The organism is Methylomonas sp. HYX-M1, assembly GCF_040741385.1.
Taxonomy (GTDB): Bacteria; Pseudomonadota; Gammaproteobacteria; order Methylococcales; family Methylomonadaceae; genus Methylomonas; species Methylomonas rhizoryzae.
In genome coordinates this window covers 2,030,676-2,046,511 of record NZ_CP160405.1, presented here as the reverse complement: position 1 = coordinate 2,046,511, position 15,836 = coordinate 2,030,676, and the positions used below count along the sequence as shown (strand labels likewise).

Below are 15,836 nucleotides of genomic sequence, written 5' to 3'. Positions count from 1 at the left end.
GTTAATTTCCTTTGTTATTTTCTGAGGGGGTTAACGCGTTGATACCCAGGGCATGAATCTCCTCTTTCATCATGTCGCCGAGAATTCGATAAACTAATTGATGTCTTTGTACCAGCGACTTACCTTCGAACTGGTCGGAAACGACGGTGACATTGAAATGTCCGCCGCCGCGCTGATTGCCGCCGTGACCGGCATGCGCGGCGCTATCGTCGATGATTTCAATTAATTCAGGTTTAAGCGCTTGATCGAGTAGCTGTTTGATGGAATTTGCTGTCATTTTGGCAATACTTGTTTGAAAGGTTTAACGGTTACACCGGCGTATACGCCGGCAGTCAGATAAGGATCTTGATCGGCCCATTGCCTAGCCTCGCTTAAGCTGGAAAACTCGGCAACGATAAGGCTACCGGAAAATCCCGCCGCGCCCGGTTCCTCGCCGTCGATGGCGGGAAACGGACCGGCCAGAACCAAGCGTCCCTGGCTTTGCAAAGCGGTGAGACGGGCCAAATGATCCGGCCTAGCCGCCAAACGACGCTCCAAACTATTCGGTACGTCTTCACCCACGATCGCATACAGCATTATTTTTTCACCTCTGTTTCTTCAGGCGCATACTTATACAAGAAAATCATCTGCACGACGATGAAAACCAACATCAAACCGGGAACCCCGAATGTTTTGAAGTTAACCCAAGCGTCGGTATCGTAATGGTTCATCACGTATAGATTCAAGCAACCGACCCCGATAAAAAACAATGCCCAACTTACGTTCAAGCGTTTCCAGATAACCGCAGGCAACGTCAAACTCGCTCCCATCATGCGTTCGATAAAGGTTTTGTTGCCGATGAATTGACTGGTTAAAAATGCTGCACCGAACAACCATTCGATGATGGTCAGCTTCCATTTGATAAATTGCTCGTCCTGCAAATACAGGGTTGCTCCGCCCATCACCAAAATCAACCCCAGCGTAATCCACTGCATGGTTTCCACTTTACGATATAACAGCCAGTAAATCGCCACTTGCACGACGGTCGCGGCAATGACAACGCCTGTAGCGATATAAATGTCGTACCACTTATAAGTTATAAAAAACAGAATAATCGGGAAGAATTCTAAAATAGGCTTCATTAGTACTGTATGAAAGATGGATTAATTATCTAGTAAATTAGCTGAGAAGCTGTAAAACGCGGTAGCAAGGCATGATTTAGCTGTTCACGCGTAATAATCGACACGGGTTATCGTCTGTTCGAGCTGCGTCAATGCCGCTTGATCGCGGATTTGGTTGTAAGCCGATACGGCTTTGCGCGCTTTCGGATTGGATTGAGAATAACCGTCTTCCTGGCTTAAACCGGCCTTTTCCAAGGCATTTTTGATTTGATCCGGCGTAGAAGCGGGTACCAGCTGACTGCCCGGCTGCGCGACTGCGTTAGGATCGCTAACGGCGCCGTTCTGATTTTTCCCCGCACCCGTTTGTTCCGCCTTCAAATACCCGGCAGCGTACGGAGTCAACGATGAGCTGTGGATGATGGGGTTCACAATTCGCTGTCGGCAGAGCTGTCGATCGGGAGGCCAATTGTAGTGAGAATATCGCTAAATGTACATGAGCGGAAATACTTTGCTGCTAGAATGCCCGCTTTTACGATGGGAGCCATAACATGCAAGAACCAGCCGTCGAACTGGAAGCCGCTACCTTCCGCAGCCTGATCAAACACCTGCAACAGCACCCTGAGGTCCAAAACATCGACTTAATGATTTTGGCGGATTTTTGCCGCAATTGCTTGGCGAAGTGGTACGCCGCGGCCGCCCGGGAACGCGGTCTGGACATCGATTACGAAACGGCCCGCGAAGTCGTCTACGGCATGCCCTACAGCGAATGGAAGTCCCGTTTCCAAACCGAAGCGACCCCGGAACAACAAGCCGCCTACGACGCCAAACAAAAACTAAAATCTCAATCATGACAGCCGATAACCATTACGATTCGATGTTCACCGGCATCATCGGCCAGGAATATCAAATGCTGAAGTTGATTTGTCCTTACGCGGCTGAAATGAGCCGTTTAGTGGGCTTGGAAATCGGGAAATATTGCGAAACTCGGCAACAACCGCAGCTTATCGTCGAGTTGGGCGGCGGTACCGGCATAACCACCTTGTCGCTATTAACCGCCTGCAATAACACCCGGGTATACAGCATAGACAGCGCAGCCACCATGCAAGATCAAGCCAAGCAAAGTTTACATGCCTGGGAGCAAAGCGGCCGCCTGGAGTTCTGCATGAACGACGCGCTAACCGCATTACGCGCGTTGCCGAATGCCGGCGCGGACGCGATTGCTTCGGCCTATACCCTGCACAATTTTGCGGCCGATTATCGTGCGGCCGTTATTCCGGAAATATACCGGGTGCTGAAGCCGGGCGGATTATTCGTCAACGGCGATCGGTACGCGCTGGACGATGCTGCGGCGCATACGCGCAACACCCAAAACGAGGTCGCGGGTTATTTCAAAGTATTAACGGAAATCAACCGCTTGGATTTGTTGGAACACTGGATCATCCATTTATTCAACGACGAATCGGAAAACCACATTATGCGGGAGGGGGTTGCATTGGCTCAGCTGAAACAAGCCGGCTTTCGAAACCCGGAATTGAAATTGCGCCACGACGTCAACGCGCTGATAACCGCTATCAAGTAATCCGTCGCCGCCATCTCCCGGCGAAGTTAAGGTACGAGGTTCACCATGGCCGAAAAGCTAGACAAATCAGGTTCCAAATCGGCCGACGACTTCGCCGACGACTTAGACTCCATGTTCAACCTGGATGACGCCGATCTGCCCAAGGCGTCTTTGGCGGACGATAGCGATGCCATCGATCGCTTGTTGGACGAAAACGCCTTTAGTGCCGCCGATGAACCCGCCTTCGAAGAGGACATCCCGGCACAAGCCGATGTCCCGGCCGGCAGCCGGACTATCGATGATCCGGAATACGACGAATTCGGCGAAGACTTGGACGACATGCTTGACGAAACACCGCCGCAACCAAACTCAGCAGCCTTTCGAGCCCGGGAAGCCGACGACGTCTTGGAGCAAATGGTCGAGATCGACGAATTTTCCCACAATACTGAGGTTACGGCCGAAGACAATGCCGATTTTCTAATGGCCGACTTCGACATTACCGCAGACGACCGGCCAAGCGCGGCAGCCTCATCCCGAGACGCAGCCGAGTTAGCGCTAACGGCCGAGGAGATTGTTGCAGCCGCTGAGCCCGAGTCGGCCGAGACAGAAGACATCGTTGCCGAATTCGACGACTCGGCGGAGGAACCCGCATCGTTTGAACCAGACCAGCCGCAAGTCCCGCAAATTCCGGCGGCGTCTAACCTCCCTCGCGCCGAAAATACCCCGCCTAATCCGCCAATTGCGCCGTCGGTAGATTACGCCGGAATCATCGCCGGCCTGGAAAAACAACTACAAGAACTCAAGCAAAAACAGCTACATATCACCCAGGACCTACATCTAAAAAGCGACAAAGAAGAGTTGCACTCGTGCCTGGAAGACTTGGAAAAACTACAAAGCGAACAACGTAAAGCCAAGCGCAACATCGATCAATTACTGGAAAAAAAACCGGTTTCCGCCTATGTCGCCAACGGCTTGGCCGTATTGGCCTTGATAGTAGGCGGCAGTCTGGGTTATCAGGGCTACGTGGCTAAAGCGCAAGTCGGACAAGTAGTCGAAGCCTACCAGGCGCTACAGGCTCAGGTAGTCGCCGCACCGGCCGCCGACGCCGCCGAGAAAGAAATGTTGCGCAACCAACTGGACGAATTGGCTAGAACCAATAGCGTCAATTCCCAGCAAATCGCCGAACTTAGCAAATTGTTACCCGCCGGCAGCGGGGCGGATAAACCGGTCGGCGAACTGGGCGATCAATTTGCCAAATTAAACGATCAAGACATGCAAATGGGCGCCGCCATCGAATCGTTGCAAAACAAGATTGCCGCGCTGGAAAAAGGCAAACCGGTAACGGCGGCGGCTAAACCGGCGCCGAAAAAACCGGCTCCGGAGCCGGAAAACTGGGCGGTGAATCTCATCGCTTTCAAACAAGACTGGTATGCCAAACGGAAGGCGGAGGAATACGCCGGCAAAGGCGTGCCGGCCAAGGTCAGCAAGACCGAAAACAAGGGTGAAGTTTGGTATAGGCTCAGCGTAGACGGCTTTAACAGCCAATACGATGCGGCGGCCTACGCGGCGAAAATCAAAAAGACCTTGAATTTGGACTCGGTGTGGGTCGCCAAGGTTAAAAACTAACCCCGCCGCCATATTGTTTACATCCTCGGCGTAACTAGCCGCTAATCAATGCCGCCACCAATTCCACTCGGTTGGCTACCTTCAACTTGTTATAAATATGTTGCGAATGGCCAATCACTGTACGTTCGCTGATATTCAATTTGTCGGCAATCTTGGCATGGGAATCGCCCAGTGCCAGAGCCAAGGCTACTTGAGACTCGCGTAAGGATAGCGGCTGATTTTTCAAGCCGATTGAAAAGCAAAGCGGCAACGGTGCCAAGCGATGTATAGTAGCGGCATAAATACCGCTTTTGCCGACTGCCGCAGCTTCCAACCATCGCGCTCTGAACTCGAAACGTCCCCAACGATTACACCGACGAACGATAGCCGGTTCGGCATCCGCATCATCGTCAATCCGGGCAGGCAGTTTTTCTGCCAAGGTTTTCAGAATCTGCTGCAAGAGCGGGTTAAGGGGAGGGATATACCAACCACGGCCGGTTTGCTGGCGACGCTCCAAGGCATAATCCAGGAGTTTGGGCGCCAAACCGTCCGCATACAAGACTTTAGCGGATTCGAAAACAATCAACCCCTGCTCGACATCTACCCAATTGTTCCGCCATTCGCTAACAGGTTGCTCCATCGCACGAGTCAAAAATGGGATCAGCCGCCATAGGGTATCTTCTTCGGACTTGCTAAAACCAGCTTCGCTGCTGGGTCTGTTGATGGTCAAAATGCCTATGATGCCATCCTTGTTCATCAGCCTTAAATGCAAATGGTGATGCATCTGTGAAGGCTGGGTGATACAGCGGTAAAATTCGTGCGCTAGGTACTCATGCCAACCCACCCGCAACCATTGCTCCGAACGACTGATCAGCGGCAGCTTAGCGATTTCCCTACCGGACAAAAACAGTTCCTGCATACGGTCTTTTTGATAATACTCGGAAACCAGTAACGCTTGGACGTCCTCCGCGTTGGGAAAAGACCAATCGGAAAATCCGTCCAAGCCTTGCAGTCGGTCGTTATAGCAAACGAAGCTGGCTTGTGGGAATGGCACTAAGGTCCGCAAGGCCTGAAATAAATCCGGCATAAGTACCCTCCAATCCAAACCTAGACTACAGAGCAAACGCAGATGATTTTCCTGTCGGCGTTTCAAATGCTTATATGTCCGCACGGTTTAACTCCTAGCAAAAAAACCGCAATCTATCCCGAATAGGATCACCGTCCAGTCTTTTACATATTAAATTTCCATTAAAAACAATTATAAGCAGCGATTTCACCGGTAGATAGAATGAAAACGGTAACAAATTACGGTGTTTTTTTCTAACGGGCAAAACTATCTTAAAAAAATGGTGCCAGCCAAATTAACCAATCGATAAAACATAAAGTGAAATTATGCAGGAGCACAATCATGAGTTTTCGTATTTTAACGGCAACACATTCCAACATTCGAATTGCCAATTCCCCACTGGATAATGTTGGCATTCCCTACTTACCGTTCCAGATCAAACCAGCTGGATTATCGCCGCTTAAACGAGGGGCATTATCCTTCGGTTTGCTGAGCGTACTGTGTCTGGCATCCGCTATGCCGGTCCGGGCCGAGTTCAATGCCAAGCAATGCACGGCCCAGATCAAGGCCAAAAATACCAGCCCGAATCACAACATTAAAATTGACAAACTATCGACCGCCGCCGGCCCGATATACGTCTATGGGTCACGCAGCCCCAGTAATCCGCATCGCGTTTTGGACAACAGCGGCGCTTACGAAACCTGGACGGTTGAACTGGATAGTCAATGGATAGATGACGAAGGCACCGGTTGCAAGCAAAACCACCGAGTAAAAGTCGATTTACTTCGCGACGGTAATAAGTGCAGCGACATCAAATTCCCTTACGTCAACGGAGAACCATCCAATCCCAAGGATAACTTCGTGAATCCCAGCAAGGGCGGGGCGATTTTTAATATCGGCGATTTACAAAAAGCCTACGAAGATTGTCTGACGGACAAAAAATGTGATTGCAATGGACCGCGCAATCAATAGCTTCAACTGTTTTCTTAAAGCACTGCATCTTTTTAATTTTGGAAACAACTATGACCTTAAAGAAAAACGCGAAATACTTACAAATTGCAATTCCGATGGCAGTAATGCTGGGCGGAAACATTCCCGACGCCTCGGCTTTAACGACACCCGGCGTTACGCCTCTGGGAAAGCCAACCATGATAACTAACAACTATGGCTTAGTGAGTTTTCAACCGCAAACCTTTTTCCTGGCGAATATTCCATCAGAGTTCCGGCATTACTTTACCAGTCAAGTTAACCCTAACGATCCCAAGACTACCGGACAAGTCATTGATGAAAACCTTGATGGAGATAACATAGCCGGAGAATTGGTCGAATACGGAAACTACGCCCCCAAAAGCGTATCGCAAGCTGCCGTAGAAAACACCGGCTTATATTTGTCCTATGCAGAATATAATAAGAACTTCAGAGATCCTGAGATATGGGGGGTGGCGAGCGACACCACTTTTATCCAAAGCTTCAGGAAGGACAGTGCCGATGCGCAATTAAAATTCACGATCACTGCGGCGGAATTGAAAACCGAGTTTGACTTTGGTACTGGAATTGCCGATTTCACAACCGACATTAGAGCTTGGGACAATTCAGACGAATTTACATTAGGTGAGAAGCCATTTGCCGAATTTCATCAACATGCAGGCATCCACGACCAATATGGCGGCCTTTATTACCCGAGCTTCACCTCGTTGGAAAAATCCGGGCCGATGACCTATGCCGAAGAAACAGATTCAACAAATGGCTCCCATTTTCATAAGGTCAAATTTGATCCTTACACGGGCACACTGGATTTATCGAGTATTGACGTCGGCGAGGAATTTACCGTCGAAATGTATTCAATGGCTCTGGCCATGGGAATGTACGGTGAATTCGGTCAAAGTGCCGCTTACTTTAAAGACCCCTTGTCGCAGACAGGTGGCGTACAACTGGAAGTGATTGGCCTGACTCCGACCGACAATCCCCGTGTCCCCGCAGTCCCTTTACCCGCGTCTGTGTGGCTGTTCGTTACAGGTATTTTAAGCTTGCTTTTGCAACAAAGGCATCGTGTCGTTTGAAAATAGGCTTGCTACACCATGCATAGACATGGGTCATAGAAAAGGCACGCAAAACAATGATCTTCAACCAAGCACTAGGTAAATAACGCACAATAATCTCGCGCCGCCTGCTCCGGTGCGTAATCGAACAATCCGCCTATCACTGCCAACACGTCGGCGCCGGCCTGCAACAGCTGGCCGGCGTTGTCCGGCAATATCCCGCCTATCGCCACGATAGGCAGCGACAAACGCTGTTTGGCCAGCCGCAACGTCTCTACCTCGGCCTTGGTTGCCAGAGGTTTGCTACCGGACGGAAAAAAACGTCCGAATGCCACGTAGTCCGCCCCGGCCCGCGCGGCCTGTTCGGCTTTTTGCAAATCGTTATAGCACGACACGCCGATAATTGCCCCCGGCGGCAAGCGGCGGCGCGCTTCATGGAGTTCGCCGTCCTCCTTACCCAAATGCACGCCGTCGGCACCGGCCGCCAACGCCAAATCGACACTGTCGTTAATCACCAGTGGCACTTGAAACGCGTGGCACAAAGCGGTCAGATCGGTCGCTAATCGATAGGCCGCGGCATCTTGCCGATGTTTGTCCCGGTACTGCACCACGGCGGCACCGCCTTTCAATGCCGCCTCCACCTCGGCCAGGATTTTGCTTGGGGATTTGCCTTCGCTCTGGGTAATTGCGTATAAGCCGCGAGCCGGAAATTTCATGGCTCTATCCAAAACAAACGATCGGGATTATGTTGCCCGTGTCCGGTACGATAGGCATTTTCCAGAGACTGCCAGACAAAGTCTTGGGCTTCCAGCACCGCATTGAAGACATCCAGGCCCTGCGCCAACAAAGCGGCAATCGCCGCCGCCAAGGTACAACCGGATCCGTGATAATGGTGCGGCAAACGCTGCCAATGAAACACTTCGCGTAAGCCGTCCGGCATGAACAACAGGTTGTCTACTTGTTCGCTATTTTCGTGAGTGCCGGTGATCAACACATAGTTTGCGCCTTTATCCTGTAAAAATGTCCCGCATGCGGGCAAATCATCCAAACCGGCCAATTTTCTGGCTTCCGGACTGTTGGGGGTCACAATCGTAGTCAGCGGCAATAAGCGGTTTAGCACCGTTTCTATTAAACGCCGTTCGGATAAATCCATGCCACCGCCGGCGGCCAAAACCGGATCCAACACGACCGGCACCCCCGGACACTCCTGCAAAATTTCCCCGACCGCCTCGGCAATCCCGGCGCTACCGAGCAAACCGATCTTTATCGCCGACACGGTAACATCGGCCAGCAACGTGCGGGCCTGAGCCAATAGATGCTCCGCAGATTGCGGAAACAGCCGTTTAACGTTACCGGTATCCTGTTCGGTCAATGCAGTGATGACGCTGACTGCGTGGCAGCGGTGACTGACTATCGCTTCGATATCGGCTTGCACGCCGGCACCGCCGCAAGGGTCGTGACCGGAAAAACACAATACGACAGGACGCTCGCTCATGCTTGTTCCCCTTCACTTGCCAGCAATTCGAGAAACTCCTGCTCGCTGATCACTTGCACGCCTTTGTCGCGGGCGGAATTCAATTTTGTCGCCCCGACGTTTTCGCCGGCAACCAGATAATCGGTTTTTGCCGAAACCGAGCTGCCGACTTTGGCGCCTTTGGCTTTGGCTTGCTTGCTCAACTCGTCGCGGCTGCCGGAATGCAGGGTACCCGTGAACACCAAGGTTTTGCCCGCCAGCGGGCGACCGCTCGGGCCGGACGCATCTCGCTGGGTTGCTTGCAAATTGAAGCCGATCATCAACAGCGCGTCGAATAACGGTTTGATAGCGGCGAACCCTTCGGTGATAACCGCTGCGGTTTTTTCCGCAAAACCTTCGACGCCGACGATATCGTTTTCCGATAATCCAAAAATATCGCTTAACCGGTAATGAGCCAGCAAACGTTCGCAATTGCCCAGCCCCATGCGAAATACGCCAAAAGCCGCTAAAAACCGCCAATCTTCGACCGCTTCCAGGCGGCTGCGCTGTAATTGCTCGACCAGGTTAATCGACTGCTTGGGACCAAAACCCATCGCTTCGAATTGCGCGGCAGTGAGCGCGTAGATTTCGTCCACCCGGCGGATACCTGCCTCGTAAAGCTTTTTGATCGTCGCAGCACCGAAACCGTCGTTGTTTTTCAATACCCGAAAAAAATGCTCCATGCTGTTGGCAATTTGGGCGGGACACGCCAGATTATTGGGACACACCAAGTAATCGTTGTCCCAGATCAATTCATGCCGACAGCTCGGACAGTGTTCGGGAACCTTGGGCTCGGCTGCAATCAATACCTGTTCTATTTTCGGAATCACTTCGCCGGAACGCGCCAAGCGGATCAGAGTACCCGGCCCAATACCCTTTTCCAAAACCATTTTGTAATGATGCGCGGTAGCGCGCGACAACAACGCCCCGCTCAGCCGCACGGGTTCCAATTCCGCTACCGGCGTCACCCGGCCGGAACGCGAGGTCTGCGGAATCACGTCGACGACTCTTACTTCGGCGCTGGCTAGGTTTTCTTTGTAAGCCAATTGCCAACGGTGATGATGGCGGGTTGCCCCCATATATTGCTTGAGCGCCTCGTCGACGATCTCCAGAATTACTCCGTCGACGTCGTAATCCAGCGTGTGCCAAATCGATTTGACGATATCGTTGAAATTCGCCCGCAACTCCAGCCAGCTTCCTTGCCAGCCGGGCAACAATGCGAAGGGATAAAATACCGCCGCCCCGTCCTTAATCGCTTGTTCGGCATGTTCGTCCAGTTCCTTTTCTTTTATCACGCTAGCTTGAAAGTTGCGCGGATTGTCGAAAAAGGCCGACAGCTTGGCGTCGAAATAGGCGCGACTGACTACGATTTCCCCCTGCCCCAAACCGCGTTCGCCGCGATTGGCAACTTGCAAGCCGCGCTCGAACACGCGGGTAATGTCGGTGCCTTTACGGCCGTCGCCGCGCGTATACAACGTATGTCCGTCGTCGTAGGCGGCGTAACCGTCCAGTTTAGGCGTCACCTTGATGATCAATTCGGCAAAATCCATAGCGCGCTCTTGCGCCGCCTTCTCTATTCTCGCCGCCCATCGTTCGACTTCCTCCAGACTGTAGGCTTTATCGGTAGACAGCATGGTAACCGGCAAATCCACGGTTTTACCGGCGAAAACCGGCTCCGGCTCTACGCTTTCCAATAAGGGATGTTCAGGATGCCGGCTTTGCAATTGGGCCAAAAACACGAAATCGTAGTCGGCGTCGCTTACCGCCGGTTCGCCGCCTCGGTACAAAGCATTAGCCAATTGCAGAAATTCCACCAACTCGGCGTCGCTTAAAGACTCTACCGAGTCAGGCTGCCGACATATGGCACAAAACCCGGATTCGGTTAAATGGGAAAAATTCAAACCAGCCTGGGCAATCAGCTGTTTTTGACTGGGATTCAGCATGGCGGCAGCAATATAAAGGAAGGCAAAGCGGACGGTGCATTATAGTCGATGCACCCGGCGGCATAGATAAAAAAGGGCGGGATAATCCCGCCCAAATACCTATCTTTCAAGAGGATCATGTCAACGGTAGGAAACATTGACATGGTTTAATTTTACCGTTGCGGCTCCCGATCGTTTTGATTTAGATCAAGCTTAGCGCAATCATCGCGCCTCAGCGTTCGGCATCCGCCTCTCGGCAATTTTTGCACAAGCCTTGAATTTCCAAGGTTTTGTATTGCGCTTTGAACCCGGCTAGTTCGAGTTCGTCGGCCAATGCGGCAAAGACCGGCGCCGCCAATCTTTCCTCGACGTTTTGACAACATCTGCAAATCAGCAACAATTGATCGTGTTGAGTTCCGGAACGCCGGCATCCCACAAACGCATTCAAGCTTTCGATACGGTGGATCAGGCCGTGTTCCAGCAGGAAATCCAACGCTCTATACACCGTGGCGGGTTTGGCGGCATCGTTGATCGGCCGAATGAGATCAAGCAAGTCGTAAGCCTTAATGGCTTTGTGGCTGTGCCAAATCAATTCCAACACTTTCAAGCGGATAGGCGTCAATTGCACGCCGCGCGCCAAACAGAGACGCTCGGCCTCCGACAAGGCGTCGCTGATACATTTGGCATGATCGTGTTCGGCCTTAAGGGCCGGAAAAAAAGGACCGTCTATCATTTGAAATAGTGACACAATTCATTTATCCGGCGAACATTCGCCCGTATTCTATATTTCACCTAGGGTAAAACTCCGCTGCACAAATTTTTGCTTAATACCGATCTCATGAACCCGATAAAGCGCTGGAATTATAATCAATCCGCTTCGAGTTGCATTAACCCCGTGTCCGGAAAACACCTTCCGGCGCCCCATTCCACTCACGCCCATTTCACTCGATACCGACGTTAACCATGAAAGACGCTGGTTTTGCGGTGTTTATACCGCTTTGGTTACTCATTGTAGGCAGTGCTTATTATTACCAAGCCGAAGACGACAAACAGTACGCCGATAAGATTGCCTATAAACAGGCTGAAATGTTTTTTCATCACATTCTGCTGATGCGCGAATGGAATGCCCGGCACGGCGGCGTTTACGCACCGGTTACCGCACAAAATCCGCCGGACCCTAATTTACAAACTAACGAAAGCACCATCATAGCCTCCGATGTCGGCGAGCTTACTCTCATTGCTCCCGGCTATATGACCCAGCAACTTGCCGAATTGGAGCACGGTCATTCGGGCATCCAGTTTCACATTACCCGGTTAGAGCCCTCGCTCCCGGAAAATACCGTCGACGAATGGGAACGTACTGCTTTACACGCCCTACAAAACGGCCGGAGCGAATATAAATCGCTAAGCGACATCGGCGGTGTCGCCTATTACCGCTATATGGCCCCGCTTGAATCGGAACAAAACTGTTCAACATGCCCTCCCGCCGGCAATCTTCGCAGCGGCATCAGCGTCAGTATTCCGGCCGCCAATATCGATAGCTTTGTCGCCGACCGTATAGAGCGTTTGAAACGGGCGCATCTACTCATCGCAGCTGCCGGTTTGGTTGCCGTGTTGTTTGCCTATTGGACGCAATCCAGACTCAACAAGCGCTTACACAAAGCAAAATCTCACCTGCAACTGGCTTACCTGGATGCCTTAACCCTGCTGCCTAACCGGCGTTATTACGACGCCTTTTTACGCAAGGAATGGAAACGCGCGGCCAGACACGGGTATCCATTATCTATGATCATGATCGACATAGACTTTTTCAAAGCTTATAACGACAGTTTAGGCCATGCCGAAGGCGATCAATGTTTACGCACGGTAGCCAAGACCTTGCGCCGTTTTTTCAGACGCTCCGGCGATTTGATCGCCCGTTACGGCGGCGAGGAATTTTGCGTAGTCGCCGCCTGCGATAACGAGCAAATCTACCAGCTGGCGGAAGTGATGCGCCAAGCGGTAGAGAGTATGCATTTACCCCATCCGGATTCGAAAATATCCGCTTACGTCACGATCAGCTTAGGCGTGGCAACGTTGATACCCAAAGAAGACCGAAATTGCGCGGACTTGATGCTGTATGCGGATCAAGCCCTGTATACCGCAAAACACTCCGGCCGTAATCAAGTCGCAAAATACGCCGGATACGAACCATGTAAACCGTTGACTACGCAATAAGTTTGACCATCTCCGGCCTTTATCGGCCGGACAGTTCCGCATGCGCCACGGCCAATCGGGCGACCGGTATCCGCGGCGCGGAACACGACACGTAGTTCAGACCCAATTGATGACAGAACTTTATCGAACGCGGATGGCCGCCGTGTTCGCCGCAAATCCCCACTTTCAAATCCGGCCGTTGTTCTCGCCCCAATTCCACGGCCATTTTCATCAGCTTACCCAAGCCCAATATATCCAATGTTTCGAATGGGTTGTCCTGCAACAAACCGGAATCTTCGTATAAAGGCAGGAATTTGTTTTCCGCGTCTTCGCGCGAAAACGAAAACGTCGCTTGCGTCAGGTCGTTGGTCCCGAACGAGAAAAATGCCGCGTATTCCGCCAAGCGATCGGCTCGGGTACAAGCGCGAACCGTCTCTATCATCGTGCCGAATTTAAAGTTCAAATCGATTTTGTACTGCGCTTCGACTTCCGCCCGGATTTGATCGACGTACTCCCTAACTTTTTTAAGCTCTTGCGCGGTAATGACTTGCGGCACCATGATTTCCGGCTCTACCGGAATACGCTGTTTGGTGCAGATAGCGGCAGCTTCCAGAATGGAGCGAATTTGCATCCGGTAAATTTCCGGATAACTCATGCCCAAGCGCACGCCGCGATGGCCCAGCATCGGGTTGACCTCGAACAATTCCAGCACCTTGGCCAGCATCATTTCCTTTTTCCCAATCGCTTCCAGTATGGTTTCCTCGTTCAACAAGTGGAACGGCGCCGGCAAATCCGCATGGCCGTGCAGGGTTTCCAAGGTAACCCTTTGGCCTTTGACGATGGTCAAATAGTGCTTCAGGGCGTCGATTTCCTCCAACAGCTGATGTTCGTTCGGCAGGAATTCGTGCATCGGCGGGTCCAGCAAGCGCACGGTCACCGGATAAGGCGACATCGCCTCGAATAATTGCCGGAAATCGTCGCGCTGAATCGGAAACAGCTTGGCTAACGCGGCTTCCCGTTCCTGGGTATCTCTAGCCAAAATCATATCGATCACCAACGGCAGCCGGTCGACTGCATTGAACATACGCTCCGTCCGGCACAAACCTATGCCCTTGGCGCCGTAACTGGCGGCCAAGCGCGCCATCTCCGGCGTGTCGGCGTTCGCGTGCACCCGCAAGCGCGCGGTGTCGTCGGCCCAGCTGAGCAAGGTTTTCAGATCCTCGGAAAACTTGGGCGCTATGGTGGGAATACGCCCCATGTAGATACAACCGGTACCGCCGTCTATGGTAATCAAATCGCCTTCGCTGATTTGTATGTCGCCGACCACGGCCAAGCGGGTGCGCACGTCCACCCGAATATCTTCCGCACCGGCCACGCAGGCCTTGCCCATGCCGCGCGCCACCACGGCCGCGTGCGACGTCTTGCCGCCGCGACTGGTCAACACCCCTTGCGCGGCGAAAAAGCCGTGGATGTCTTCGGGTTTGGTTTCTTCGCGCACCAAAATCACGTCTTCCCCGGCCTTACCCCATCTGACCGCGGTATCGGCGTCGAATACGCATTTGCCGCAGGCCGCGCCGGGCGACGCCGGCAAACCGCGGGCGATCGGTTCGCGCCCGTGGTCGGAAGCCAATTGCGGATGCAACAACTGTTCGAGCAGTTCCGGATTGATTCTGAGCAAAGCCTTATCTTTGTCGATTAAGCCCTCGTGCACCATGTCGATGGAGGTTTTCACCATGGCCGTCGCGTTCATTTTGCCGTTACGGGTTTGCAAGCAATACAACACGCCGCGTTCTATGGTGTATTCGTAATCCTGCACTTCCCGGTAGTGGGCTTCCAACTTGTTGCGCAACTCCACCAATTGCCGGTATTGTTCGGGCATCTCTTTGGCCATTTCGTGCACCGGTTTGGGGGTGCGAATCCCGGCCACCACATCCTCGCCTTGGGCGTTGACCAAGTATTCGCCGTACATCTCGTTGACGCCTGTACCCGGATTACGGGTAAAACCGACCCCGGTCGCGCAATCGTCGCCCATGTTGCCGAACACCATGGTCACGATGTTGACCGCAGTGCCGTTGGCTATAGCCGGCGTGATGTGAAATTCGCGCCGGTAATCGATGGCGCGTTTTCCCAACCAAGAGTTGAATACGGCCTTAATAGCGATTTCCAATTGCTCGTACACATCTTCCGGAAACGGCTGCCCGGTTTCCTCGTGTACCACTTGCAAAAACAGCTCGCTGATTTCCTGCAACTGATCGGCATTCAGCGCGACGTCCGCCTTGATACCGGCGTTGCGCTTGACCGCATTGAAGTGCACGTCGAACTTTTCGTCCTCCACGCCCAAGGCGACCTTGCCGAACAATTGAATGAAGCGCCGGTAGGCGTCGTATGCGAAACGGGGGTCGTCGGTCATCTCGATCAGGGCAGCCAATGTCTGCTTGTTCAAACCCAGATTCAAGATCGTGTCCATCATCCCAGGCATGGAAATCGCCGAACCGGAACGCACCGAGACCAACAACGGCTCGCTGGCGCCGCCGAATTGTTTGCCGGTAGTTTGCTCGATTTGGCCGATTTGCCAACGCACCTCCTCCATCAAGCCTGCCGGCAATTGCTTGTTTTCCAGATATTGCAAACAAGTCGCCGTGGTGATCACGAACCCGGGCGGCACGTTCAAGCCCAACTGGGTCATTTCGCACAGGTTGGCACCCTTGCCACCCAGTAATGCTTTGTTTTTTCCATCACCTTTATCAAATGCAAAGCTAAATTGCGGGTTCATCACTGACCTCGGAAAGTTAGGGGAAACTGGGGGAATTATAGTAGTTTGTGCAGGGTATATCGGC

Annotated in this window: 16 protein-coding genes; 6 read left to right on the top strand and 10 right to left on the bottom strand. The window is 52.4% G+C overall.

Annotated features, from left to right (window positions below; translation table 11 throughout):
• Window position 1 precedes the first annotated feature (1 nt).
• The 4 genes from AB0A83_RS09395 to AB0A83_RS09380 all read right to left on the bottom strand — a co-directional run bounded on the left by AB0A83_RS09395 (window position 2) and on the right by AB0A83_RS09380 (window position 1,529).
• Window positions 2-277, bottom strand: coding sequence for a BolA family transcriptional regulator (locus AB0A83_RS09395; protein ID WP_150048045.1), 276 nt, complete (start codon window positions 275-277; stop codon window positions 2-4).
• Window positions 274-576 carry a YciI family protein gene (locus tag AB0A83_RS09390; RefSeq protein WP_150048044.1) on the bottom strand — a complete coding sequence of 101 codons (303 nt, stop codon included), beginning with the start codon at window positions 574-576 and terminating at the stop codon, window positions 274-276. The genes AB0A83_RS09395 and AB0A83_RS09390 overlap by 4 nt, the downstream gene beginning before the upstream one ends.
• Window positions 576-1,121 carry a septation protein A gene (locus AB0A83_RS09385; protein WP_150048043.1) on the bottom strand — a complete coding sequence of 182 codons (546 nt, stop codon included), beginning with the start codon at window positions 1,119-1,121 and terminating at the stop codon, window positions 576-578. Before AB0A83_RS09385 ends, AB0A83_RS09390 begins: the two co-directional genes overlap by 1 nt.
• An 84-nt stretch (window positions 1,122-1,205) precedes the next feature.
• Window positions 1,206-1,529, bottom strand: a complete 324-nt coding sequence (locus AB0A83_RS09380) for a hypothetical protein (RefSeq protein WP_367156077.1) — start codon at window positions 1,527-1,529, stop codon at window positions 1,206-1,208.
• 119 nt (window positions 1,530-1,648) lie between these two features.
• Between AB0A83_RS09380 and AB0A83_RS09375 the strand changes: the two genes are divergently transcribed.
• Genes AB0A83_RS09375 through AB0A83_RS09365 form a run of 3 tightly spaced genes read left to right on the top strand, consistent with a single transcriptional unit; the run spans window position 1,649 to window position 4,284 of the window.
• Window positions 1,649-1,951 carry a DUF1244 domain-containing protein gene (locus AB0A83_RS09375; RefSeq protein WP_150048041.1) on the top strand — a complete coding sequence of 101 codons (303 nt, stop codon included), beginning with the start codon at window positions 1,649-1,651 and terminating at the stop codon, window positions 1,949-1,951.
• Window positions 1,948-2,679 carry a class I SAM-dependent methyltransferase gene (locus AB0A83_RS09370; RefSeq protein ID WP_150048040.1) on the top strand — a complete coding sequence of 244 codons (732 nt, stop codon included), beginning with the start codon at window positions 1,948-1,950 and terminating at the stop codon, window positions 2,677-2,679. The genes AB0A83_RS09375 and AB0A83_RS09370 overlap by 4 nt, the downstream gene beginning before the upstream one ends.
• A 45-nt stretch (window positions 2,680-2,724) precedes the next feature.
• Window positions 2,725-4,284, top strand: coding sequence for an SPOR domain-containing protein (locus AB0A83_RS09365; protein ID WP_367156076.1), 1,560 nt, complete (start codon window positions 2,725-2,727; stop codon window positions 4,282-4,284).
• Between the two features lie 34 nt (window positions 4,285-4,318).
• On the opposite strand, the gene AB0A83_RS09360 is transcribed toward AB0A83_RS09365, so the two are convergent.
• The gene (locus AB0A83_RS09360) at window positions 4,319-5,350 is read right to left on the bottom strand and encodes a helix-turn-helix transcriptional regulator (RefSeq protein ID WP_150048038.1); all 1,032 of its coding nucleotides are present in this window, start codon (window positions 5,348-5,350) and stop codon (window positions 4,319-4,321) included.
• A gap of 321 nt (window positions 5,351-5,671) precedes the next feature.
• On the opposite strand from AB0A83_RS09360, the gene AB0A83_RS09355 reads away from it, so the two are divergent.
• Entirely contained in the window at window positions 5,672-6,301 is a 630-nt protein-coding gene (locus AB0A83_RS09355; RefSeq protein ID WP_367156075.1) for a hypothetical protein, read from the top strand.
• A gap of 50 nt (window positions 6,302-6,351) precedes the next feature.
• Window positions 6,352-7,389, top strand: coding sequence for a hypothetical protein (locus AB0A83_RS09350; protein WP_367156073.1), 1,038 nt, complete (start codon window positions 6,352-6,354; stop codon window positions 7,387-7,389).
• A gap of 74 nt (window positions 7,390-7,463) precedes the next feature.
• Here the strand turns inward: AB0A83_RS09350 and thiE are convergent, their stop codons facing one another.
• The 4 genes from thiE to AB0A83_RS09330 form a co-directional block, all read right to left on the bottom strand.
• Window positions 7,464-8,084, bottom strand: coding sequence for a thiamine phosphate synthase (gene thiE, locus AB0A83_RS09345; protein WP_150048035.1), 621 nt, complete (start codon window positions 8,082-8,084; stop codon window positions 7,464-7,466).
• On the bottom strand, window positions 8,081-8,863 hold the full coding sequence (locus AB0A83_RS09340; protein WP_367156072.1) for a hydroxymethylpyrimidine/phosphomethylpyrimidine kinase: 783 nt from the start codon (window positions 8,861-8,863) through the stop codon (window positions 8,081-8,083). The genes thiE and AB0A83_RS09340 overlap by 4 nt, the downstream gene beginning before the upstream one ends.
• Window positions 8,860-10,824: a BRCT domain-containing protein gene (locus tag AB0A83_RS09335; RefSeq protein ID WP_367156071.1), complete on the bottom strand. Its 1,965-nt coding sequence runs from the start codon at window positions 10,822-10,824 to the stop codon at window positions 8,860-8,862. The genes AB0A83_RS09340 and AB0A83_RS09335 overlap by 4 nt, the downstream gene beginning before the upstream one ends.
• Before the next feature lie 211 nt (window positions 10,825-11,035).
• On the bottom strand, window positions 11,036-11,536 hold the full coding sequence (locus tag AB0A83_RS09330; RefSeq protein WP_150051900.1) for a transcriptional repressor: 501 nt from the start codon (window positions 11,534-11,536) through the stop codon (window positions 11,036-11,038).
• A gap of 230 nt (window positions 11,537-11,766) precedes the next feature.
• On the opposite strand from AB0A83_RS09330, the gene AB0A83_RS09325 reads away from it, so the two are divergent.
• The gene (locus tag AB0A83_RS09325) at window positions 11,767-13,020 is read left to right on the top strand and encodes a diguanylate cyclase (RefSeq protein WP_150048032.1); all 1,254 of its coding nucleotides are present in this window, start codon (window positions 11,767-11,769) and stop codon (window positions 13,018-13,020) included.
• A 19-nt stretch (window positions 13,021-13,039) separates the two neighbouring features.
• On the opposite strand, the gene ppdK is transcribed toward AB0A83_RS09325, so the two are convergent.
• Window positions 13,040-15,772 carry a pyruvate, phosphate dikinase gene (gene ppdK, locus AB0A83_RS09320; protein WP_367156070.1) on the bottom strand — a complete coding sequence of 911 codons (2,733 nt, stop codon included), beginning with the start codon at window positions 15,770-15,772 and terminating at the stop codon, window positions 13,040-13,042.
• Window positions 15,773-15,836: the final 64 nt, after the last annotated feature.

What these genes read in the sequence shown, in the direction of transcription:
- AB0A83_RS09325 (WP_150048032.1), top strand. Translation starts at nt 11,767, where the DNA reads ATGAAAGACGCTGGTTTTGCGGTGTTTATACCGCTTTGGTTACTCATT.
- AB0A83_RS09360 (WP_150048038.1), bottom strand. Translation starts at nt 5,350, where the DNA reads ATGCCGGATTTATTTCAGGCCTTGCGGACCTTAGTGCCATTCCCACAA.
- AB0A83_RS09385 (WP_150048043.1), bottom strand. Translation starts at nt 1,121, where the DNA reads ATGAAGCCTATTTTAGAATTCTTCCCGATTATTCTGTTTTTTATAACT.
- AB0A83_RS09335 (WP_367156071.1), bottom strand. Translation starts at nt 10,824, where the DNA reads ATGCTGAATCCCAGTCAAAAACAGCTGATTGCCCAGGCTGGTTTGAAT.
- AB0A83_RS09370 (WP_150048040.1), top strand. Translation starts at nt 1,948, where the DNA reads ATGACAGCCGATAACCATTACGATTCGATGTTCACCGGCATCATCGGC.
- thiE (WP_150048035.1), bottom strand. Translation starts at nt 8,084, where the DNA reads ATGAAATTTCCGGCTCGCGGCTTATACGCAATTACCCAGAGCGAAGGC.
- AB0A83_RS09350 (WP_367156073.1), top strand. Translation starts at nt 6,352, where the DNA reads ATGACCTTAAAGAAAAACGCGAAATACTTACAAATTGCAATTCCGATG.
- AB0A83_RS09365 (WP_367156076.1), top strand. Translation starts at nt 2,725, where the DNA reads ATGGCCGAAAAGCTAGACAAATCAGGTTCCAAATCGGCCGACGACTTC.
- AB0A83_RS09395 (WP_150048045.1), bottom strand. Translation starts at nt 277, where the DNA reads ATGACAGCAAATTCCATCAAACAGCTACTCGATCAAGCGCTTAAACCT.
- AB0A83_RS09390 (WP_150048044.1), bottom strand. Translation starts at nt 576, where the DNA reads ATGCTGTATGCGATCGTGGGTGAAGACGTACCGAATAGTTTGGAGCGT.
- AB0A83_RS09330 (WP_150051900.1), bottom strand. Translation starts at nt 11,536, where the DNA reads ATGATAGACGGTCCTTTTTTTCCGGCCCTTAAGGCCGAACACGATCAT.
- AB0A83_RS09375 (WP_150048041.1), top strand. Translation starts at nt 1,649, where the DNA reads ATGCAAGAACCAGCCGTCGAACTGGAAGCCGCTACCTTCCGCAGCCTG.
- ppdK (WP_367156070.1), bottom strand. Translation starts at nt 15,772, where the DNA reads ATGAACCCGCAATTTAGCTTTGCATTTGATAAAGGTGATGGAAAAAAC.
- AB0A83_RS09340 (WP_367156072.1), bottom strand. Translation starts at nt 8,863, where the DNA reads ATGAGCGAGCGTCCTGTCGTATTGTGTTTTTCCGGTCACGACCCTTGC.
- AB0A83_RS09355 (WP_367156075.1), top strand. Translation starts at nt 5,672, where the DNA reads ATGAGTTTTCGTATTTTAACGGCAACACATTCCAACATTCGAATTGCC.